The 21185-nt window shown below is 64.0% G+C and carries 23 protein-coding genes, 1 tRNA gene and 1 pseudogene; 12 read left to right on the top strand and 13 right to left on the bottom strand.

Features of this window, described 5'->3' with window-relative positions; all coding sequences use genetic code 11:
* Positions 1–189 precede the first annotated feature (189 nt).
* Positions 190–363 carry a hypothetical protein gene (locus Q0O95_RS07700; RefSeq protein ID WP_293697051.1) on the bottom strand — a complete coding sequence of 58 codons (174 nt, stop codon included), beginning with the start codon at positions 361–363 and terminating at the stop codon, positions 190–192.
* 366 nt (positions 364–729) lie between these two features.
* Between Q0O95_RS07700 and Q0O95_RS07705 the strand changes: the two genes are divergently transcribed.
* From Q0O95_RS07705 to Q0O95_RS07730, 6 genes are all read left to right on the top strand, one after another.
* Positions 730–1308, top strand: a complete 579-nt coding sequence (locus tag Q0O95_RS07705) for a LemA family protein (protein ID WP_293697053.1) — start codon at positions 730–732, stop codon at positions 1306–1308.
* Positions 1309–1489: 181 nt separating this feature from the next.
* Positions 1490–2908, top strand: a complete 1419-nt coding sequence (gene cysS / locus Q0O95_RS07710) for a cysteine--tRNA ligase (protein ID WP_293697055.1) — start codon at positions 1490–1492, stop codon at positions 2906–2908.
* Complete coding sequence (gene rlmB / locus Q0O95_RS07715; protein WP_293697057.1) at positions 2905–3876, top strand: 23S rRNA (guanosine(2251)-2'-O)-methyltransferase RlmB; 972 nt, start codon at positions 2905–2907, stop codon at positions 3874–3876. Before cysS ends, rlmB begins: the two co-directional genes overlap by 4 nt.
* A gap of 354 nt (positions 3877–4230) precedes the next feature.
* A complete protein-coding gene (locus Q0O95_RS07720; RefSeq protein ID WP_293697059.1) occupies positions 4231–4965 on the top strand; it encodes a thioredoxin domain-containing protein in 735 nt (244 codons plus the stop codon).
* A gap of 144 nt (positions 4966–5109) precedes the next feature.
* Positions 5110–6060: a thioredoxin domain-containing protein gene (locus tag Q0O95_RS07725; RefSeq protein ID WP_293697061.1), complete on the top strand. Its 951-nt coding sequence runs from the start codon at positions 5110–5112 to the stop codon at positions 6058–6060.
* Between the two features lie 29 nt (positions 6061–6089).
* Positions 6090–6989: a thioredoxin domain-containing protein gene (locus tag Q0O95_RS07730; RefSeq protein ID WP_293697063.1), complete on the top strand. Its 900-nt coding sequence runs from the start codon at positions 6090–6092 to the stop codon at positions 6987–6989.
* 367 nt (positions 6990–7356) lie between these two features.
* On the opposite strand, the gene Q0O95_RS07735 is transcribed toward Q0O95_RS07730, so the two are convergent.
* From Q0O95_RS07735 to Q0O95_RS07775, 9 genes are all read right to left on the bottom strand, one after another.
* Positions 7357–8226 (bottom strand): hypothetical protein, encoded by an 870-nt coding sequence (locus Q0O95_RS07735; protein WP_293697066.1) that lies wholly within the window; start codon positions 8224–8226, stop codon positions 7357–7359.
* A 112-nt stretch (positions 8227–8338) separates the two neighbouring features.
* A complete protein-coding gene (locus tag Q0O95_RS07740) occupies positions 8339–9205 on the bottom strand; it encodes a MurR/RpiR family transcriptional regulator (RefSeq protein WP_293697068.1) in 867 nt (288 codons plus the stop codon).
* A complete protein-coding gene (gene phnE, locus Q0O95_RS07745) occupies positions 9183–10037 on the bottom strand; it encodes a phosphonate ABC transporter, permease protein PhnE (RefSeq protein ID WP_293697071.1) in 855 nt (284 codons plus the stop codon). The genes Q0O95_RS07740 and phnE (Q0O95_RS07745) overlap by 23 nt, the downstream gene beginning before the upstream one ends.
* Positions 10034–10837 (bottom strand): phosphonate ABC transporter, permease protein PhnE, encoded by an 804-nt coding sequence (phnE, locus tag Q0O95_RS07750; RefSeq protein ID WP_293697074.1) that lies wholly within the window; start codon positions 10835–10837, stop codon positions 10034–10036. The genes phnE (Q0O95_RS07745) and phnE (Q0O95_RS07750) overlap by 4 nt, the downstream gene beginning before the upstream one ends.
* Positions 10834–11658, bottom strand: coding sequence for a phosphonate ABC transporter ATP-binding protein (phnC, locus tag Q0O95_RS07755; protein WP_293697077.1), 825 nt, complete (start codon positions 11656–11658; stop codon positions 10834–10836). The genes phnE (Q0O95_RS07750) and phnC overlap by 4 nt, the downstream gene beginning before the upstream one ends.
* A 13-nt stretch (positions 11659–11671) precedes the next feature.
* Positions 11672–12673 carry a phosphate/phosphite/phosphonate ABC transporter substrate-binding protein gene (phnD, locus tag Q0O95_RS07760; protein ID WP_293697080.1) on the bottom strand — a complete coding sequence of 334 codons (1002 nt, stop codon included), beginning with the start codon at positions 12671–12673 and terminating at the stop codon, positions 11672–11674.
* Between the two features lie 37 nt (positions 12674–12710).
* The gene (locus Q0O95_RS07765) at positions 12711–13385 is read right to left on the bottom strand and encodes an HAD family hydrolase (RefSeq protein WP_293697083.1); all 675 of its coding nucleotides are present in this window, start codon (positions 13383–13385) and stop codon (positions 12711–12713) included.
* Between the two features lie 266 nt (positions 13386–13651).
* Positions 13652–14302 carry an amino acid deaminase gene (locus Q0O95_RS07770; RefSeq protein WP_293697086.1) on the bottom strand — a complete coding sequence of 217 codons (651 nt, stop codon included), beginning with the start codon at positions 14300–14302 and terminating at the stop codon, positions 13652–13654.
* Positions 14303–14468: 166 nt separating this feature from the next.
* Positions 14469–14963, bottom strand: a complete 495-nt coding sequence (locus Q0O95_RS07775; RefSeq protein ID WP_293697089.1) for a hypothetical protein — start codon at positions 14961–14963, stop codon at positions 14469–14471.
* 198 nt (positions 14964–15161) lie between these two features.
* Here Q0O95_RS07775 and Q0O95_RS07780 point away from each other — a divergent pair, with 198 nt between their 5' ends.
* Both Q0O95_RS07780 and Q0O95_RS07785 read left to right on the top strand, forming a co-directional pair.
* Positions 15162–15785: a hypothetical protein gene (locus Q0O95_RS07780; protein WP_293697092.1), complete on the top strand. Its 624-nt coding sequence runs from the start codon at positions 15162–15164 to the stop codon at positions 15783–15785.
* Positions 15786–16053: 268 nt separating this feature from the next.
* A complete protein-coding gene (locus Q0O95_RS07785; protein ID WP_293697095.1) occupies positions 16054–17178 on the top strand; it encodes a DUF418 domain-containing protein in 1125 nt (374 codons plus the stop codon).
* A gap of 9 nt (positions 17179–17187) precedes the next feature.
* Here the strand turns inward: Q0O95_RS07785 and Q0O95_RS07790 are convergent, their stop codons facing one another.
* Positions 17188–18045, bottom strand: coding sequence for an NAD(P)H-binding protein (locus tag Q0O95_RS07790; RefSeq protein ID WP_293697097.1), 858 nt, complete (start codon positions 18043–18045; stop codon positions 17188–17190).
* Positions 18046–18478: 433 nt separating this feature from the next.
* Between Q0O95_RS07790 and Q0O95_RS07795 the strand changes: the two genes are divergently transcribed.
* Positions 18479–18613, top strand: coding sequence for a hypothetical protein (locus Q0O95_RS07795; protein WP_293697099.1), 135 nt, complete (start codon positions 18479–18481; stop codon positions 18611–18613).
* A gap of 296 nt (positions 18614–18909) precedes the next feature.
* Here the strand turns inward: Q0O95_RS07795 and Q0O95_RS07800 are convergent, their stop codons facing one another.
* Entirely contained in the window at positions 18910–19305 is a 396-nt protein-coding gene (locus tag Q0O95_RS07800; protein ID WP_293697101.1) for a LuxR family transcriptional regulator, read from the bottom strand.
* 162 nt (positions 19306–19467) lie between these two features.
* Positions 19468–19543: transfer RNA gene (locus Q0O95_RS07805), tRNA-Thr, on the bottom strand.
* A 37-nt stretch (positions 19544–19580) separates the two neighbouring features.
* Here Q0O95_RS07805 and Q0O95_RS07810 point away from each other — a divergent pair.
* The 3 genes and pseudogenes from Q0O95_RS07810 to Q0O95_RS07820 all read left to right on the top strand — a co-directional run.
* Positions 19581–20093 (top strand): GNAT family protein, encoded by a 513-nt coding sequence (locus Q0O95_RS07810; protein WP_293697103.1) that lies wholly within the window; start codon positions 19581–19583, stop codon positions 20091–20093.
* A 47-nt stretch (positions 20094–20140) separates the two neighbouring features.
* Positions 20141–20782 (top strand): SIMPL domain-containing protein, encoded by a 642-nt coding sequence (locus Q0O95_RS07815; protein WP_293697106.1) that lies wholly within the window; start codon positions 20141–20143, stop codon positions 20780–20782.
* Between the two features lie 74 nt (positions 20783–20856).
* Positions 20857–21185, top strand: a pseudogene (locus Q0O95_RS07820) (MFS transporter); the annotation flags it as partial.

The raw sequence follows: 21185 nt of genomic DNA on the forward strand, positions 1-21185 counted from the left end.
GAAGCGTTGATGTCGTGCGCGCTTTCGGGTGCACGAGATGCGGATGCCGCCCGCGGGTGCACGAGATGCGGATGCCGCCCGCGTGCCCGTGCCGAATGTATGGGTTTGCCCGGATGTCGGGCCGATAGCCATACATTCGGGCGCGCAGGTCGATTTCCCCGACATCCGGCACACGATAGAGCCCGGCGACTACTGCTCTTCTTCGGCCAGCTTGTCCTGTAACTGTTTGATCGCGGAACGTAGGTGAGCCTCCACGGTAGCCGCGGTTTCCGGGTCCGTCTCCGCTCTGGACAACTGCTGTCGAAGCGTGCTGATCTCCGCGCGCAGCTTGGTCACTTCCGGATTCGTCTCTTCATCGGTCACCGTCTCCACCCCCTCGCGACGCCGTGTGCGTCAGTTCCAGCATCCTCCTTTGCCACCGGATGCGCAATGGAAACGCTCTGAAGACTGCGGATGCTCGGAATTGCGCGGGCCGGCGCCGCGTACAAGTCGGAACGGGATGAGCGGGGCTCCAGTTTCCAGGATGCTTCACGTGACCTGCGCGGGTGCGAGCTGCGTACGAAGCGCGCGGCGCCGATGGAATGCTCCATCGGCTCTTGGCTGCTGCAGGTGAAGCGACACGGTGATTCCGTTGCAGTGCATTCAAGACGTGCGCAGGCAGGGCTCAGCGCCATTGCAACGCGTCGTGGTCAGCGCGCCTCCAGCCCGAAACCGTAAAATGGAGAACCTATGGATACTATGCCCCTGCTCTACATCGTGCTCGGCGTCGTCGCCGTATTGGTCATCGCTGTCAGCGTGTGGCTGTTCGCTGCCCGCGGTGCGCTCATTCGCCGGAACCAGAGCGTCGACGAGGCGTGGCAGGCGATTGCAGCCCAGCTCGAGCGGCGAGCAGAGCTGATTCCGGCGCTGGTATCCACCGTGCAGGAGTACGCGTCGCACGAACGCAAGACGTTCGAGGCGGTCGTCGAGGCCGGTGAGCGGTCTACGGATGCGCCGTCGCCAGGAGAAGCAGCGCTCGTGGAACCCGACGTCAAGAAGGCAGTGAGAGCGGTCTTTGCCGTTGCCGAGGGGTATCCCAAGCTGCAAGCGAGTCGCGAATACCTCGACCTGCAGCAGCGGTTCAGCGACACGGATGACGGCGTGCAGGCCGCTCGACGCAAGTTCAACTCGAGCGTGAGGGACTTCAATACGCGCGTCCGCAGCTTTCCCAATACGATGTTCGCGCGCGGCCTCGGTTTGAGCGAGCGCGAGTTCTTCGAAGTCGACGACCCGAATGCCGTCGCCGAACCCCCGCGCGTGCAGTTCTGAGCGTCCCGTCTGGCCGAAATCTCGGTCTCTATGCAGGGCCCAACGTCATATACGGGGTTGGCATGCCCACCGAGACCGATTTCGGCCCCCTGCGACGCGGTTTGGTCTGCTGGGAAGCGATGGGAAGCGAAAGTTGCGCAATGCATCTGCGATTTCGAGCGGGGCGAACTACGCTTGAGGCGTGACCGTTCGCATCTACGATTCCCGCACACAGACCGTCGACGACTTCTCGCCCGTCGTGCCCGGAGAGGTTTCGATCTACGTCTGCGGTCCGACGGTGCAGTCCGCCCCGCACATCGGCCACGTACGCAGCGCACTCGTCTACGACGTGTGGCAACGCTGGTTCGCGTTTCGCGGCTACCGCACGACGCTCGTGCGCAACGTGACCGACATCGACGACAAAGTGCTGGCGAACGCAACCGATAATGAATCGTGGTTCGCGCTTGCGTACCGCATCGAGCGCGAGTTCAACGATGCGTATCGCGCTGTCGGCATTCTGCCGCCGTCGTACGAGCCGCGTGCGACAGGCTCGATTCCCGAAATGATCGAGCTCATCGGCAAGCTCATCGATCGAGGGCACGCGTACCCGGCAGGCGACGGCTCGTCCGATGTCTACTTCGATGTGCGCTCCTGGCCGGAGTACGGCGTCTTGACCCGCCAATCGGTCGACGACATGGAGGACGCCACGGATGCCGACCCGCGTGGCAAGCGGGACCCGCGGGACTTCGCGCTGTGGAAGAGCGCGAAGGCGGATGAGCCGGAGACCGCGACCTGGAATTCCCCGTGGGGGCCGGGTCGCCCCGGCTGGCACATCGAGTGCTCTGCCATGAGCCGTAAGTATCTCGGTGACGAGTTCGACATCCACGGCGGTGGCATCGACCTGCGATTCCCGCACCACGAGAACGAGCTCGCGCAGTCGAGTGCCGCCGGCCTCGCGTTCGCGCGCGTCTGGGCCCACAACGGCGCAGTGACCGTGAACGGCACGAAGATGTCGAAGTCGCTGGGCAATTCGATTTATGCCGACGAACTGATAGGGCGGGTTCGCCCCATCGTCGTCCGGTATTTCCTCCTGGCTCCGCACTATCGCAGCATGATCGACGTTCGTGTCATCGAAGGCCAGCTGCAGCAAGGGTCGCTGGCGGAAGCGGATGCCGCCTTCGGGCGCATCGAGGACTTCCTGACGCGCGCATCCGGCACGGGCATCCTCGCAGAGGCCGATGTCCCGCCCGCGTTCGCCGCTGCCATGGACGACGACCTCTCCACCCCGCAGGCCGTCGCAGTCCTGCACGACACGGTGCGCGCCGGCAACACCGCGCTCGACCGAGACGACGCGCAGGCAGCGGCCGGGTCCGCGGCGGAGGTGCTGGCCATGCTGCGTGTGCTGGGTCTCGACCCCGCCGATGAGCAGTGGGCCGACGGCGGAACGGACTCCGCGAAGGATGCCGCACTCGCTACACTCGTCGAGGGGCTCATTCGTGATCGATCCGACGCGAGAGCCGCGCGTGATTTCGCCCGCGCCGACAGCGTCCGAGATGCACTGGCAGATGCCGGCATCGCACTCGAAGACGGCAAAGACTCAACCACCTGGAGCATCGCATGAACAGACCGAATCGGCCCTCGGGCAAGAAGGGCCCGACGAAGGGGACCGGAGGTAAGGGGCGCCGCTCGCTAGAGGGCAGGGGTCCGACGCCGAAAGCGGAGGAACGCGAGTACCATCCCGCGGCCAAGCGGAAGGCGGCGCGCGAGCGTTACGACGCGGCTGTCGAACGCCGGGGCGGCAAGCCTCCGAAAGCTCGTGCGCCGAAACGCAAGAGCGGTGACGATGCAGAGCTCGTGACCGGTCGTAACTCCGTACTGGAAGCATTGCGCACCAAGACACCGGCGACGACGCTCTACGTCGCCGCCCGCATCGAGATGGACGATCGAGTCAAGGAGATCCTCTTCCTCGCGAACTCTCGCAATGTTCCGGTCATGGAGGTCATGCGACCGGAGCTCGACCGCATGACCGACGAGGGATCCGTGCATCAGGGCGTGGCGCTCAAAGTGCCGCCGTATGAGTACGCGCACCCGAGTGACCTGCTCGAACGCGCGCGGCAGGCGGGCGAGGCACCGCTCATCGTCGCGCTCGACGGTGTGACCGACCCGAGGAACCTCGGCGCGATCGTACGCAGTGCGGCCGCGTTCGGCGCCCACGGTGTGATCGTGCCGCAGCGGCGTGCCGCCGGGATGACCGCATCCGCCTGGAAGACGAGCGCGGGAGCCGCCGCCCGGCTTCCCGTCGCGGTCGCAAGCAACTTGAACAATGCGCTGAAGGATCTCAAGTCCGACGGTGTTTTCGTCGCTGGACTGGACGCCGGAGGCGATGTGAGCCTCCACGGTGTCGAACTCGCGACCGAGCCGCTCGTCATCGTCGTCGGCAGCGAGGGCAAGGGGATTTCCCGGCTAGCGCGGGAGATCTGCGATGTGATCGTGTCGATTCCGATCGGTGCCGCCACGGAGTCGCTGAACGCGGGAGTGGCAGCCTCCGTGACGCTCTACGAGATCGCGCGTCGCCGCAGCCAGGCCTGACCTCCCCAGCGCGCCTCCCCGACCTGTCCCTGGAAACTTCTCGGTGCCTTTGCGTCGACACTCCGGGGTGACATCCGGGGTGACGTCGGCGTGTCGCCCGAAATGCACCGAGAAGTTTTCACGCGCGATGCGGGATGTTGAGGGGATGCGGAGTATGAGGACGTGGGTTTGAGCGCCGGCTGACAACGAGCGCGCACGCGCATCCCGTGCTCCGTCGTCACCCGATCTCGGATAACTTCTCGGTCGCTGGGCGACGACACGCCGCGAGAGCGCCTTCCCATCGCCAGGCGACCGAGAAGTTGACGCGGAGACGTGCATACAACTTTCACAGAAGAGGTTTCTAGGATTATGAGCATGCGTCGTTCGAAACTTCCCTTGCTTGCGGCCTCCTTCGTGGCGGCTGCCTTCGCGCTCAGCGGTTGCGTCTTCTCGTTCGGTTCGGGTTCGGGAGAAGAGTCGAGCGATGTCAGCGTCTCCGAGCATCCGTTGAACTTCGGAGTCGGCGGTGTGACGTTCACGGAGGACGGCGTTCTGACAACCGAATCCGGCCCGGTGGTAGCTGCACCGCCCGAGAGCGATGTGCCCGACGTTGCCCTGATCTTCGACCCGATGTGCCCGCACTGCGCGACTTTCGAGGAGACCTCTGGACCCGCGCTGAAAGAGCTCGTCGACAACGGCGACATCACCTTGACGATGTATCCGCTCGCGTTCGTCTCGCCGACCGCCTCGGTCGATTCGGTGAATGCGCTCATGGCCGTAACGACCTACCACCCGGATGCCGCGTACGAGTTCCAGTCGCAGCTCTTGGCCGCGAACCTCGCGTCGCAGGGTTCCGGTCTGAACGATGACGAGTTGGTCTCGTTGGCCGCCGAAGCAGGGGCCGACTCTGAAGAGGTCGAGTCGATCATCCGAAACGGCACGTACAACAGCTTCGTCGACACGATCGATGGTTCGTTGCGGGGCCAGACGTTCCCGGGCACGTCTGTCGAGGTCGCGGGAACGCCCATGGTCATCGTGGATGGCCGCAGCGTCGAACCCGCTGCGATCGGCTCGGATGCCGCGACCGCGTTGGCAGCGCTGCAGCAGTAGTGGCGGGGATGCTCGAGCAGATTACCGCGTACGTTCGCGACGTGCAGAACGCGCCCGATTCTTTGGATCCAGCGCTCGCGGTTTATTCTAGAATCAGGCTTGATTGCCGGTGCAGTTGCACCGCGCCCTACAACAGAGGATTCCATGTCGAACAGTGACAAGAAGCTGACGAAGAATGAGCGTCGCGCGGCAGCGCGCGAACAGGCTCGGAAGATGCACGAGGCCCGTCTGCGGCGCGAGAAGCGAAACCGCGCGCTGACGATCGGCGGCATCGTCGTTGCGGCGGTGGCCGTTGTCGTCGTCGTTGTGCTCATCATCGTCAACAGCGTTCGACCCCCTTCACCAGGGCCCGAGAACATGGCGGCAGACGGCATCGTGATCGGCGAGGGCCTGGTTGCAGACCGCACGGAGGGCATCCCGGTCGACGGGGAGCCGACGCCGACGGAGCAGCGCGACGACATCCTGCAGATCGTTGTCTATCAGGACTTCATGTGCCCTCACTGCGGTGCGTTCGAGCAGACGAACGGCCCCACCATCGAGAGCCTCGTGCAGGACGGTCTTGCGACGGTCGAGATTCACCCGCTGTCGATCATGGACCAGGCGTCACTCGGGTCGAAATACTCGACACGGTCTGCGAACGCGGCAGCCTGCATGGCCGAGCACGCGCCCGACTCGTTCCTCTCCTGGAACACGCTGATGTTCGCAAACCAGCCCGAAGGCCAGACTCAGGGCCTGACGGACGAGGAGATGCTCGACTTCATGGGCCAGGCCGGCGCTGATGTCACCCCAGAACTCACCGAGTGCGTGAACTCACTGCAGTTCGAAGGCTGGGTCCGGGATGTCGGCGAGCGCATTTACGAGAATCCGATTCCGTACACGGTTGGCGAAGAAGAACTCTACGCGCTGCAGACCCCGACGGTGCTCGTGAACGGCCGCCAGTACCAGGGCCCGAACGAGGACGCAGCGGTGTTCCAGCAGTTCCTGCAGTCTGTGCAGGGGGAGCTGGAGAACACGAACGGTGACGACGACGGCGAGGATGGCGACGGCGGCGAAGAGGACGCCGAGGAATCACCGGAAGAGACTGAGAGCCCGTAGTGGTTGGCGGCGCTCGGGCACTGCGAGCGATGGCGGTTAGCGCCACCGCCGTTGTGTTCCTGAGCGCTTGCGCAGGAGACGCCTCGGAGGAGTTCGACAGTGTCGAGGACCTCGTGGCCGCCTACCAAGCTGCCGGCGGTCAGTGCGAAGACTTCGTGATCTACGACGAAGCCGGCGGCGAGGAAGCGGAGGTCGCGCACTGCGGTGTCGACACTGTCCTGAGCCTGACGGAGTCTGACGAGCAGACTTCAGACGTTGCGACGGGCGCCATGCTCCGCGGACAGACCGTGCTGGTCGGTGCAGGGTGGGTTGTCGAGGACCCAGACGCCGTCGCGCTTCGCGAAGAACTCGGCGGGGCCGTGCTCGCGCTGCAGGAGGGAGGGACGCCGGAATCCGTGACGGACAACGCGTTCGTGTTCGGCGAAGGCGAGCCGCGCATCCAGGTCGTCGTGGATCCCCTCTGCGACTATTGCAACCGGTTCATCGAGACCAACGGGGATGCCCTGATCGAGCTGGCCGACAGCGGCGATGCGACGGTCGAATACCGCGTCGTGTCGCTGCACGATGACCCGGAGAACGGCTTTGGCTCTTCGTACGGTGCGAATGCGCTCGCGTGCGCTGCGGATGCTGACATCGATGCGTTCAGGCCGCTGCTGTCGACGGTATTGGAGGGTCCGAGCGGCGAGGCATGGACGGAGTCGGAGTTCGTCGGCGCTGCTGATCGAGCGGGCGCGGATGCGGGCGACTGCATTGCCGACGGCTCGTTCCTGTTCTGGGCGGTGCAGTCCACGCAGGACGTACTCCAGAACGGACTGCCGGATGGAGAGAACCTCGGCGGTGTTCCCTACATCGCGATCGACGGTCAGCCGTACGCGCAGGACGTCACGGATGCGGACGCGTTCTTGGAGGCCGTCGGCGCCGCGGAGTAGCGCTTTCGGTTGCGGTTCGCCGAGTAGCGAGCCGGACGTTACGGTTAGTCCTTGACTTGCCGAAATAGCCGAGAGAATGCCTTTCGGGAGCATCCCAAAGGGCACTCTTCCTCCTATTCGCGCGCTCGAGGCTTCGTGACACTCCATGTACGAGAGCGGGCGAGAGCACCGACGTTTCCGACGGCCTCGAAGCCGAGTAGTCGCTGCACGTCGCGCAGGGCCAAGAGCGCCCCAAAGTAGTCGAGAGAATGCCCTGTGGGAGCCTCCCAAAGGGTTTTCTTTCTACTATTTCAACGGGATGGCGACATACGACGCGTCGGAGAAATGAGAGTTGTCATTCGTCGGTGGCCTGCCCGCCCCAGCCTCGTTAGCGATATCGGTCGAGGTCGTCAGCGATCGTCACCGCGAGGTGTAGGCGCCGTTCGAAGATCTCCTCGTTCTCGGGTTCTTCCATGAACGTCAAGAGCAGCTCTCCTGGGCTCGTGATGACCCACGCCTGCAGCTCGGCCATCGCTTGCTGAAAGCGCTGCAGCAATGGCACCAGCCTGTGAACCTCGTCGGGCGGCCCGAAGCAGTAGAACGGACCTACTCGTGTGATGCCGTCGTTCAACAGGTCAACTGGCACGTGCGATAGCGCCCCCTGGGTCGTCATTTTCCTGTCGGCGAGTTGCTTCGGGGCAGTGAGCCAAGGGAAGGAGGACGATTGCCCCGCGCCTAAGCCGATGGTCGGGAGATACGGCGATGCGTTCACGCGCACGATGGGGCGACTGACATATTGCGACACCGGGGCACCGAGATTGCGGTGGTCGAGTTGCCACGACTCGACGCTGATCCGTCGGCCAAGTTTCTCCCCTTCAATAGACTGCAGGCACTGCCGCGGCGTGACGCGTACACCCTTGGCGACGTCGGGAAACGCCCTCGTCTCCAACTCTTCGGCGACGCGCACGCGCCACCGTCGCGCCGCCGCCCACTCGGCAAGCGGCGCCATGCGAGTTTGTTGTTGACGACGAGAGCTCCTTCGAATGAACCGGAAGAGTAGGAACACGCCGACGACGGCCACAAGCAAGATTCCGGCGGTGAGTATCCAGGTCGTTGTTGAGTCGACTCCGGCACCCGGCTCGGGCTCGTGCAGCGCCGAGAACACCGAGAGGATGATAACGCCAGCGAGAAGCGCTCCCAAGATCAACCACGTGGCGAGATGTCGTTTCTTGTTGACCGGGGGTTTCGCGGTTTTCATGTCTGCCAGAGTACGTGCCCAATCTCCAAGGGACCTCCGGGCTCAGCGTGCTCACGGCGACATCGTTCGAGATTCTCCTCTTGCAACCAAGCCCATCGGATGCGCCCCAGCGTCACTCCTGCAGCGCACTCCCGAGTACGGAGAGGGAGGCGGCGCGGGCGTCCCTGGCTCGGTCGCCGCGGTGCTCGATGAACAACTCGATCAGCTGCTCGGTCAGCAGCATGTGGACGGCGCGGGAGGTGTGCGTCAGTTCGTGCCGGAAGCTTTCGTTGGCCGGCGGCACGACGAGTGCGATGTCGGCGATCTCGGCAGCCGCCGAGCGTGCGAAGGAGGTGATCGTCAGCACGGTGGCGCCACCGTCTTTCGCCGCACGCATCGCATCGAGCGTCGATCGGTTCGCGCCCGAACCCGAGAACGCGACGCACACCGACCCTTCGCCGAGTTGTCTTGCGGAGATCTGCTGGGAGATCGAATCGACGATCAGCTCAGCGGGCCTGCCTGCCGAGTTCAGTCGCAGCATGAGGTCGAGCCCGAGCGGAGCCGAGAGGCCGTTGGCAACCACCAGCACCCGGTGCGCGGTGTCGAGCGCCGTTATGAACGCGAGCAGCGACTCGTCGGTCATCGCGGACATCGTGTGCGAGAGCTCGGTGCCGAACCTGGCGACGCGCGTGCGGAGCGCGGCCAGCAGTGAGTCGTCGGACCCGTCGGCGGCTTCCGTCGGCTGCTGCATCGCGAGCTCCTGCGCGAGGGCGACGCGAAGCTGCGGATACCCTTCGTAGCCGAGCGATTGCACGGCACGGATGACGGTCGTACGGCCGACGCCGACGGCATCCGCCAGCTCCTGCGCGGTGCGCTCGACGGTCGCGGCACGGTCGGTGAGAATGAACTCCGCGACCCGCCGCTCGGTGGGCTGCAGGGAAGGCGCGAGGGAGACGATTCTCGCGCTCGGAGGAGCGTCAGAGGCTCCGTGCCAGGTCACGTACCTTCGCTCCTTCCATGATGCGACGGCGGATCCGCCCCGAGATGGCATCGATGATCATCGTCGCGACGACGACCACGATCAGCAGCATCCCGACGGTGTCCCACTGCCGGTAGTTGGTGTAATTCGAGAGCATACTGCCGATGCCGCCGGCACCGACGAGGCCGAGCACCGCCGAGGTTCGAATGTTGATCTCGAAGCGGTACAGCGCGAAGGACAAAAGCGAAGGCGCCGCCGCCGGCCAGAGCGCCCAGCGCGTCACCGCGGCCGTGCTGCCGCCGGCCGCTCGCACCGCCTCCGATGCGCCCTCCTGCACCGACTCGATCGTCTCGTACACCCACTTGCCCTGCGTTCCGATGCCCGCGATGCCCAGCGCGAGGGCACCCGTGAACGGCGTCAGGCCCGTGACCGTGAGCAGTACGAGGGCGACGATCACCTCGGGGACGGCGCGGAGCACCGCAAAAATGCCCCGCAGACCGGTGCGCAACCAGGCGGGACCGACGCCCTTGGCCGCCAGCATCCCGAGCGGGATCGACACGATGACGCACAGGATCGCACCGATCCAGGCCATCGAAATCGAACGCCACGTTTCGAAGAGCGCTCGCGGCAGACGCTCCCAGTCGGGCGAGGCGAACATGAGCACGAGATAGTGCCAGACCTGCCCCGGCAGCTCCGGTAGCTCACTCCAGGCGATGTCGAGCCCCGCTGTCGCGACGAGCACGACCGCGCCGGCGGCGATGGCGAAGACCGTGGGCCACAGCTTGCTGGGGCGCGGGGGTGCGCTCGGTGACGGAGCCTGTGTCTGCGAAGGCGCCGGTGCTGTCTGCGTCATACGAGCCTCCTGCGCAACAGGTTCGAGAGGATCTCGATCAGGATGACCACGACGAGAATCTCGAGGATGATGATCGAGACATCCGCGTAGGCGTAGAACGCGCGTCGTTCATCGAGCAGACGACCGATACCGCCTGCCCCGACGATGCCGAGAATCGCGGAGATGCGCACGTTGAGCTCAAGCGAATAGAGCCACTGATTCGCGAACAGCGGTAGGGATTGCGGCAGTGCGGTCACACGATTGATCTTGAGCTGCGTTCCGCCGGCGGCGCGTCCGGCCTCCATGTAACCGTGATCGGCCGAATCGATCGCTTCGGACACGAGCTTGACGATGATGCCGATATTGAACAGGAACAGCGTGATGACACCGGGTAGCGCACCGACGCCGACCATGGCGACGAGCACGGTCGCGAACACGAGGTCGGGCACTGCTCGATTGATATTCACGATCGTGCGAACGACGTGGCGCGTGAACGAGTTCGGATTCGTCGGTCGCGCAGCCCAGAGCGTCAGGGGTATCGAAACGATCGCCGCACCCACCGCGCCGACGAGCGCCATCTGCAGCGTCTCGAGCATGGGCGCCCAGGTGCGCGGCAGGAACTCGAAGTTCGGCTGCATCAGCTGCAGCATCTTGTCGGCGCCATTGCGCCAATTACGCGCGATAGAAGCGACATCGAGCTCGATGCCGCCGATCGCCGGGATGCACGTCGCGACCGTGAACGCCACGAACGCCGCAATGATGAGCGAGTTCCGGATGCGGTTCCCGGGGCGCGGAGGAACCACGAGTTCCCGCGTGGTCATGCCTGCGATTCCAGCTTGTCGCGCGCCTGGATGGGGCGACCGTAGATCTGTTCGAAGTCCGCATCCGTTGCCGCGGCAGCAGGGCCGTCGTAGACGAGTCGGCCGTCGCGCAGACCGATCATGCGGGTCGTGTACTGCCGCGCGAGATCCATGAGATGGATGTTGACCAGGACCGTCAGCCCCTGCTCCCGATTGATGCGGCGCAGGTCGCTCATGACACCGTGGGCGGTGGGAGGATCGAGGCTCGCGACCGGCTCATCCGCCAGCATCACGCTGGGTTCCTGGGTGAGCGCGCGGGCGATCGCGACGCGCTGCTTCTGCCCGCCCGACAGCGCGTTCGCACGCGACCAGACCTTCTCGAGCATCCCGACCGAGTCGAGCGCGCGGAGGGCAAGTTCGCGGTCAGTTTTGGACGGCAGCCCCAGCAGTGTGCGAAAGGCCGAAGAGTGCGCGAAGCGCCCGACGAGCACGTTGTGGAAGACGTCGGTGCGCTCAGCCAGGTTGAAGCCCTGGAAGATCATGCCGATGTGACCGCGAGCCTCGCGCAGACGCCTGCCCTTGAGACCGACCATCGCATAGGGCCCGACGCTGACCTCACCGGATGTCGCCTGCACGAGGCCGTTGATCGTGCGGATGAGCGTCGACTTGCCGGAGCCCGAGAGCCCCACGATCGACACCATCTCACCGGGTTCGACGCGCAGCGAAACATTCTGCAGCGCTTTCGTGCCGTTGGGGTACGTGACCGAAACGTCGCGGAGCTCGACCGGCCACGACGTGGAGGCCGTTGTGCCGGCCTCCACGCGTTGTGCATCCTGGTGCATCAGTACCTTGCGACTAGTTCGAGAACTGTTCGAGAATCTCGCCGTAGCGCGTGATTTCATCTTCGGCGAGGTCGTTCGTCCAGTCGGAGAGGCCGACGAGATCGAACATGACCGACGCGGCCTCTTCCGAGGAGTCCGCGTAGTCGTCCATGAGCGTCGTCAATTCGCCGACGAGGTCGTCGGGCAGCGATGACGAAGCAGCGACGCCGCCGTTGGGGATCATCTCCGTGTACGCGAAGGCGACGACCTGCTCGCCGATGTCCTCCGCCTCGTCGGTGACCGTGACGCGGGCATCCCAGTAGGCGAAGCTGACCTCTGCGTCACCGTTGTACACGGCGAGCACGGCGTTGTTGTTGCCCTCGACCGGCACCTGCGTGATGTCGGCGTCGGTGTCGATGCCGGCGTCGCGCATGGCCACGACCGGATACTGGTAGCCGGCAGGCGATGTCGCGGCCTGCAGGGCGACGCGGGTGCCGTTGTCGATGTTCGAGAATGCGTCCAGCCCGGCGGGGCCTTCGCCCATCGCCACTTCCCCGTCCGGCTCGATGCCGTTGCAGTACAGCATGTCGATGTCGCCCGCGTCGTAGGTTGCCGCGACGGGTTCGTCGGCGCAGTACTTGTCGGGGTTGTTGGTGTAGGCGACGGCCGAGTAGGCGGTGGCACCGAAGCGGACGTCGCGCAGGATCAGCTCCGCTCCGAACTGCTCGGTCGCGTGGTACAGCGAGCCGGCGTCCGTGATGATGACCTGTGCCTGGTCGGCGCCGAGCGCTTCGACGGTTGCGGCGTAGTCGTTGGCGACGACGCCGTTGACCTCGATGCCGAGATTCTCGGACAGGTAGGAGGTGAGGGGGTCGAGGGCCTCGGCGAGGTCTTCGCCCTCGACGGAGGGGACGAGGGAGATGGTGATGGAATCGGGCCAGTCGCCGTCGGCGGTGTCGGTCGTGTCGCCGCTGCAGCCGGCAAGGGCAAGCGAGGCGACCACGAGGGTGCTTGTCGCGATGAGTGGTTTGCGCATTCTCGGGGTGACCTTTCAGGGGCTGGGGGAGTGCGCCCTAGGGCGCTGGGGTTCTGGATTCCGCAGTCGCGGCCCAGGTTTCGATGTCGGGACGAAGATCGGTCAGCGTGGCTCCGCGCATCGTCACCGATGCGGATGAGGTTGCCGCGGTTGCTCCGACAAGTGCTGTGTCTGCTCCGAGCGCCAGGGCGGGAGCGAGGTCGAACTCGACGATGTCGCCGATTGCGAGCACGGGCCCGTGCTCGAGCGCCTGCTCGATGACCGGCGTCAGGCCGGCCGGCTTGCCGACGGAGACGCGGACGTCGTCGAAGCGATCGCGGACACTCCAGGCGTTCAGCACTCGTTCGATCCCGGCAGCGGGGGCGTTCGTGGCGAGTACGATCCGCGCATGGCGCCCGAGCCCGGCCAGAAACTCGTCGAGCCCATCGATGGTCTGGACGGGAGCCTCTTCGGTGCCGAGGACATCGCGGCTGCGCGAGTATGCATCCGACAGCGCGTCCGCAACGACACCGTCATCTGCCGCGAGTGCACCGACGATGTGGTAGCCGTCTCGGAAGTCACTGCGCCCTGCGTCGTATTCGTCGAGCGCCGCTTTGACTCGGGCGAGATAGTCCTTCCCGGCCAGCGGGGCAACGCAGTCGGCGAATGCCAGAACCGGGCCGTGGCCGATGGCAAGGGTGCCATCGAAATCGAAGACAATGGTGCGGGTCACTCGCGCTCCTTCTATTCGGACTATGCGTCCAAAGTATCGCAGGACTATGGACGAAATGTCTACGGAGAGGTGAACTCCCGGTGAACCGTGCTGCCGTGTGCCGGCTCACGGGTGCGCCAGAAGGTTTTTACGGGCCTGGAAGACGTCTAGCACCGTATTTTCCTTCTGGCACCGCCCGGATCGCCTTCCCGCGGGGATTCGTGGCGCGGGGATTCGTGGCGCGGGGATGCCGGGCTCATGGGGCACGGCTACGACCTGTAGAGGCGTTACCCGCGAGGATCGACCGCATTCCAGCGCAGCCGCGGGTTGCTCGTGAAGTCGGCCATCACGGCATCCGTGTCGCCCTGGAGCGGGAAGAGCGTGACCAATCGGAAGCCGTCACCCGCATCGATGCCGTACACGAGGGCCGTTGCATCGGCACCGGGGCCGCGTTGCAGCACGACGCGTGTCTTGAGATTTCCGACGCGTGCATCTGCCGTACCCGTCACGTGAGCGGGCGGTTCGTGCAGCAGCGGGAGGGCCGCTTCTGTGACGAGCTTCAGCAGCGTCTCAGGCTCCAGCAGCGTCTCAGTGACACGATTCTCAGGGGTGGATGAGCGCCAGAGGAATGCATCGGGTTTCAGCCCGAGCGCACTTGCGAGATGTCCGTCGACCCACCGGTCGCGTTTCATGCCGAATGGTGTCTTGACCGAGGAGAACCAGTAGCCGTACACGTGCAGAATGCCTGCATTGCCCTCCGGCCAGTCCGGTGCCAGACCTGCTGCGGCGTGCAGCGCATCGAACACTTCGCGTTCGATGACCGGGCCACCCGTGTGTTCATCGACAACCGTGGAGTGAGCCCACGAACTCAACAGTCCCTGCTCGGCGTCAATGCGGATGCTCGCTGCTGCTGCATCGAGGGAAGGGATACGGGGCACACGGGCAAGCGTACGCGGTTGCGGACGCCCAGTCGTTGGTGTGTCCGATGCGTCGGTCACCGAATGTGGGGCGAAGGGTCGAAACTCGACCATGCAGTCAACATTTCGTGACGTTCGACCGAGACGTCAACATCTCGTGACGGGGCTGGGTTCGTTGTCGGTGCCGTCACGGGTTGGTTCCGCCGCCCCGAACAGTTCCACGGGCGTTGATCATGGCGAGTGCATCATCCGTCTTGATCGTCCGAGGCACGGACGACGCGAATCCGGCGTTCAGATAGAGCTGGTCGAACTTCGCCCTCGAGCCACCCGAAATGGCTCTTACAACGTATGGGGCGACCACGATTGCTACCAGCCCTATGCCGGAAATCACGGCGGGGTAGATCATGCTCACGCCGAGCAGGACCGACACGAGCCACGAGGCCGCAACCAGCACAACGAGTGCGATGACGAGGATGACGAGGATGCGTGAACGACGTTCGAGCGAGATTCGAAACTGATCAATACGTCTGTCCAGCTCTTGAAGCTCCTGGAGAGTCGGAGTTCGCGTTGTCTTGTACCGGAGGTACTTCAGCCGATCATTGTCCAGCCCCGGCGGCCAGGTCTGTAAAACTGTGCCATCTTGCGTTATAAACCATTCCGGCTTCTCGTCGGCGGGTCCCACGGTGATTCCTCAATTACGTGTTGGCAGTGTCGTGCGGTGAAGCTTCATAGCTGCTTTGCTACGGCTTCATTGAATCATCGTGTTCCGACTCGGGCAATACTCGTACTCCGGTCGTGGCGGACGTGGAAACATCCCGCCCCGGATCTTGAGAGTCCGGAGGCGGCTATCGAAGCTTGGACCGATGAGGGAAACCGCTGGATGTCCTTCGAAGGCTGGGAAATTGAAGAGATCGAACCCGGTGTCATGCATGCGGCTCGAGACAGAGGCTGGCAAGTGGGGCTCATGCAGACGGGTGAGGATGGATGGCTCGTGTCGGGCTTCAGCTGCCAGCAGGCGGTTCAGATCCGCGATCCAGAAAGTCATGGCGTCACGCTGGAGGATGGTGTGCGCAAGATCGGCCGACGCTCAGCGCGTCGTGGAGGCGTGACTTTTGGCACTTATTCGTCAGCGGGAGCCGTAGCGAATATAGGTGGTGGCATCGACCGCGAGCAGAAGGAAGAGTTCACAGTGCATAGTAAGCACCCGGCCTCGCAAACCGGCAGGACGAAGACTGGGGCGACCGAAATCCCGTATGTGACCTGGTGCCGGAGCCTTCTCGGACACGGCATCACCACACGACGCGCGAGCTGGGAAATGTCCTCGACTGGACAGCGGAGCCGCCCACCGGCTCCGAGAACGGCCCGCTGGAGAATTCGCGCTTTCTTCGCGGACCCGCATCCGAAAGGCATCTCCATCAGCACCTTCGACATCGACATGCCTTCCGATGCCGTACGACTGCCGCGCAGTATGCAGCAGATCGAGGCGATCGTGCCCGCACGCTAGGACGCGGGTATCGCAGAAATGTGAGCCATGGATTCGGAAAGTCGCGGGTGAGAAAGCTCGCGCACGGCATGAACGCCGGACGCCCTGGCCGGCTCGAGGATGCGAAGCCGACTGCCCGAATCCATTGAGGAACGCGCGAAGCACGTCGCACAGTGCCGCACTGTTCAATCGAAGACACTGAAAGGTTGTTTCCCTCGTGGAGAACTCGAAAGATCAAGCGAATACAGGAGCTTCCGGCCCCAAAGGGCTAGCCCGCGGCTCCGTTTCAGTGAAAGAGCGTCTGGTCGCCCCGGATCTGGCTCGAGGGTTCATGCTCCTGGTCATTGCCCTTGCCCACGCGCCCTTATGGTTGAGCGCGAGCGAAGTGAATCTGTCGGGCCGGCCGATGGGCGGCGGTGTCGTGGATGAAGTCGTCAATTTCCTCAGCATTCTGTTTGTGGACAGCCGGGGCCTTCCCCTGTTCGCGATACTGCTCGGATACGGCTTGGCCATGATGGTGAATCGGCAGCAGAGCGCAGGAACTTCGGAGCCTGAATCCAAACGGCTGCTTCGGCGGCGGGCCCTCTACCTGCTGCTGTTCGGATTCGTCAATGTGGTCGTCATCGGCGGAATCGACATCCTGGCCGAGTACGGCTTCTACACCCTGCTTATCGGCTGGCTTTTGTTCAGAGGAGATCGTGCACTGAAGCGCGCGATTGTGATCGTTTCGCTCTTCTATCTCATTGTGCTTCCGGTTGCCTGGATCGGCCTGGCACATCTCGATGTGCCGATCAACGCAATGGTGAATTCGGGATCCGCATCCTATGTGGAGACAGCGATCATCAACCTGATCAACTTCCCGTTCATGATTTTGGGCGGACTCTTCATGTATCCCATGATCCTGCCGGTGCTGATCGGAATATGGGTTGCACGCAAAGGGTTCTTCGAAGCCGGCAGAAAACGGTTGACCGGAATAGCCGTAGCGGGCACTTCGATTTCCATTGTCGGTGGGCTCCCGCTCGCACTTCTTGGAACACCACTGTGGAGTGCATCTCCGACAACAGTGGCCGTGCTGAGCGTACTGCAAATGCTGACCGGGATTGCCGGCGGTATCGGCTATGCAGCGATATTCGGATTGATCGGTTCTGCGATCACACGGGCGGGGCCGCTCGTCGGATCGATGGTTGCGATGGGGAGACGTTCCCTGACGTTCTACTTGTTCATCGAGTTGATGCTGGTCATCGTCCTGTCACCGGTCGCGTTCGGGTTCGGCCAGGAGCTGCATGTCGCAGGTGCCGCCATCCTCGCCGTTCTCGTGTGGCTTGTCAGCCTGCTCGTGGCATCGGGTATGGAACGTAAAGGTGTACGCGGCCCAGCAGACGCCTTGCTGCGCAAACTCATTTACCGACGGTAGAGCCGAGCGTCACGACAGGTGTTCCATCGCCCAGCCGTGGAGGGTCGTAGGCGTGGTGGTCTCGTAGGTGCGTGGGTTCTCGTGTGTGAGGTCTCGGATCCCCGCGGCCATCATGACGATGGCTTCGATCTGTGTTTCGAGCATCCCGATCTGCCGGAGCGCGGCCCAGACATCGTCGTCGCCCAACTGCCGTGCCTCGACAGGGATGCCCAGCACGGCCGAGAGCATGCTTGCGACCTGGGTGAACGTGAGGTCTTCCGGGCCGTGGACGGCTTGTACTTCGCGACCGCTCCACGCACGCGAGAGCAGGCGTCCGGTTGCGACTGTCGCGATGTCGGCGGGAGCGACCCAGGCAAGCGGCTGGTCGATGTCCATGGACGTGCTCAGTGCCCCGCCTCGGATTGCTTCGAGATCCATGAGCAGATTCGTGAAGAAATAGCCGCACCGCAAATGCGTGACCGATGCGCCACTGGCTTCCAACTGCAGTTCCGTCACCGCGAGGCCGTCGATTTCGCCAACGCCTTGACGATGCTCTGCCCCTACGCTGGATTGGAACACCACCCGCTCGATCTGATTGGTCTCGATTGCGTTGCGGAAATTTCGTGCGGCGTCGGCGTGCGCAGCAAGCGGGTCGCGATCCATCGCCGTCGGGCTGACCCAGTACACGGCCTCGAGCCCTCTGGTCGCCTGCAAGACCGTGTCTTCCGTCCAGGCGTCCAGCACCGCGGCATCCACGGAGCCGGCGATCTCTTGATGCAGTTTCCTCGGGTCGCGCAGCAGGGCGCGTGGGCGCTCTCCCGCCTGCACAAGTTGTCGCAACACGTGCGTCCCGACATGACCGTTCGGTGTCATAACACCAATCGTCATGTTTCTCCTCCCATTGAGTTGGTCGTTCGACGCTAACAGCAGATGTTGCCGATGTCACCGGGAGAATGCTGCGCTTCTTGGCCGCCGGACAAGGAATGAGCGGCGAGGAACTGTCGAGTCAGCGTCTGCACACTTCGACGTGACGTGGAGCGCCTGCGAGGCTACGGGTGCCCGGTGTACGCGCGACCGGGCTTCGGCGGTCACTGTCAACTACCCTCGCTCGTACTCGACGATGACGAAGCTATCGCCATCGTCGTCGCCCATGAGATCGTCGCGTTCGCCTACGTCGATACGCACGGCCAGACCCGTAGCCGCCGCGTCGAACCGCATCGCCGAACTGCACGGCACCCGGACGCGATACGCGTCGAGGGCGCTCCCGATCGATGGTGCTGTTGCCTACTTGCGCTCTGAGGTCGGAGAGGATCTGGCTACCGTGCGCATTACCGCTCACGCGTCCATTGCCGCTGGTGCAGACGACTTCCGTCACTTCTGCGCCTCGTGGATGCCCCGCTCGGAAGTCACGATCGCGCTCGATTCGTGGCAGCGGTTCCTCTCGGCGCTCAGTTAGCCGGACACGGAGTTTCAGCTTGAAGCGCCAGTCGAGATAACTTGCCATCCTCCGGTTTCGCCCCTCGTCTGATGCGGGCGGTGCAGGGCCAGTCGTTGTCGCAGAGAGGTCCGTCGCGCCGTTAAACCCGCTGAGGTATGCGCCTCGGCGTTCCGAGTGGTACTCCAGCGGGTGACGCGCCACACAGTTTCGACAGGCCCTGTGGTCGTCGGCTATCGCTGGTTTCTCGTCGGACCGGTGAGCGACGAGCGCGACCACCGCACAGAGCGTGTTGGAGTTTGCGAAAGAAGGCGCGCTTATGTCGGGATTGTTCCGTGAGGATGAGTGTCGATCGGGTGTGCAGTGGCGCGGATGACGGTGAGGACGAACACGCTGTCCTCGAGGGCCGTCAGCGAATGCCGCTCTGGCGGGATGGGTACGAGGTCTCCAGCGACGAGCTCCCAGGATCTGCGCTTGCCGATCAGGCTGACCCTTCCGTGCAGCAGGTGCAGAGTCGCCTCGGGCGGACTGTCATGCTCTGCCAGTTCTGCACCAGCCAGCAGCGCGAGCATCGTCTGGCGTAGCACCGTATCGCGGGAGCCATAGACGGTGTCCGCCGCGCGCTGCGAGCGGGCGGCGCGCGCTGCGGCGAGCAGCTTCTCCTGCTCCGCGACCAGGTTTGTGGTCGTGATGTCCTCTGAACCTTGTGACATGGCGCCATCGTACCTCTCGCATCGTCTATGGATGTCCGGGTGTCAGGAGTGCGCCCATTCGGCTCGCCCCGCTCATCCTCGTGGACATCGCCGGGCGAACGACTTCGCGTTCGGCTTGCGGGAGATTGCCCAATGTGGATTTCCCGTTAGCACGCTGCGTTTTGGTGCCCGCAGAGAGATTCGAACTCCCAACCATCGACTTACAAGATCGCTGCTCTACCGTTGGAGCTATGCGGGCGCGCACGTATGCAACCACTCTATCTTAGGGTGAAATCATGCCTACGTTGCGCAACATCGACCTGGACCGTGACACTGCCGCCGTGCTCGCGGCATTCGACGCTGCGGATGACGACCTGCTGCGCCAGGCCTCGGCCATCGATTCAGCAGAAACTGCACGTGAATACCTCGAAACGATGGCCGGGCTCGGGTGGGCAATCGACGAATCCGGAACCCTCATCGGCATCGTCAGTGCCGCCAGCCGCAGCGCGCAGCACAAAAGCGCCTGGATGTCGTACTGGCTCGAACCAGGAGTACGCGGTCGCGGGATTGCTGCCAGGGCGCTCGCGACAGCATCCGATGTGCTTTTCGCCGATGGCTTCCACCGCCTGGAACTCGGCGCCCGTACGAACAACCCCGCATCCATCAAAACGGCAGAGCGCGCAGGATACGTGCACGAAGGCGTGAACCGCGAAGAACTCGAATACGACGGCGTGCGATTCGACACGGTGCGGATGGCACGGCTATCAACGGACCCTGCTCCGAGCATCACACTCCTGCGGATGATCTGAATCGACCCCGTCGGGCGCGCCACCAGCAGCGCGCCTACTATTGACGCATGACGCTCATCCACGCAGCAGGTACAAGTGAGGCGCACTATCCCGCCGAGCGTGCGACCGTAACGGCTCGAATTTCCATCGCTTCTCGCGACCGCGCACGGAGCATTGCCGAAGCGACGGCGCTGCACAACCGCATCGCGCGCAGGGCGCAGGAGCTGCGCACTGCAGGCGACGCGACATGGCACTCAGCCGAACCGATCAGCACGGCCACCCGGAAGAGCTTCGCAGAAGGGTCAAAGACCAAAGTGGTCATCGAACACGTCACGGCCAGCACGGTGCGCATCAAGCTTTCGAACCTTGGAATCGTGGGCGAGGTCGTCGCGGAACTCGCGGCAGCGGGTGCGGAAACCCGCGTCGACTGGTCGCTGACAGAACGGTTCAAACGGCAGTGCGAACGTGAGGCCCGTCGGGCAGCAGTCAACGACGCACGCGACGTCGCCGAAGACTACGCGGCCGCGCTCGGCGAACGTATCGGCCGAGTCGTCAGTGTCTCGGATGCGCATGCAGCGCACGGTGGAGCACCGATGCGCGCCGGTTCAGCCGCTGGCAGCGAAGCGCAGATCACGATCGCTGAGATCACGGTGCGTGCCAGTGTGAAAGGCGAATTCGAGACGTCCGGGCACAGCGCCGCAGAACAGTAACCTGCCTCGCTCGCGCTCTCGTGGCGCGACGCAACAGTCGCGGCCGGGCGCCGACCGCGACGTACGATAGCTTGGTGCGCCCACTCTCGAAACGACTTGCGATTCTTGCGCTCGTCAGCGGTTCGTTCGGGCTCGGCGCGAGTCAGTACCTCGTCATGGCGCTGCTGCCGGAGATCACCGCCGATCTCGCGAGCGTCAGCACTTCCGGTGACATCGCGCTCGCGGATTTCGCCACGAGCTTCCTGGCGTCCGGGTACTCGTTAGGCGTTGTTTTCGGGTTGATCGTGCTCCCGATGCTCGTGCGCAGAATGAGCGACCCCCGCGTGCTCCAGGGCTGTGCCGCGGTCATGCTGCTGCTCACGATGGCTGTTGCGTTGAGCCCTTCGCTCGGGATGGTCGTCCC

This window comes from uncultured Agrococcus sp. (assembly GCF_945915485.1).
GTDB lineage: Bacteria > Actinomycetota > Actinomycetes > Actinomycetales > Microbacteriaceae > Agrococcus.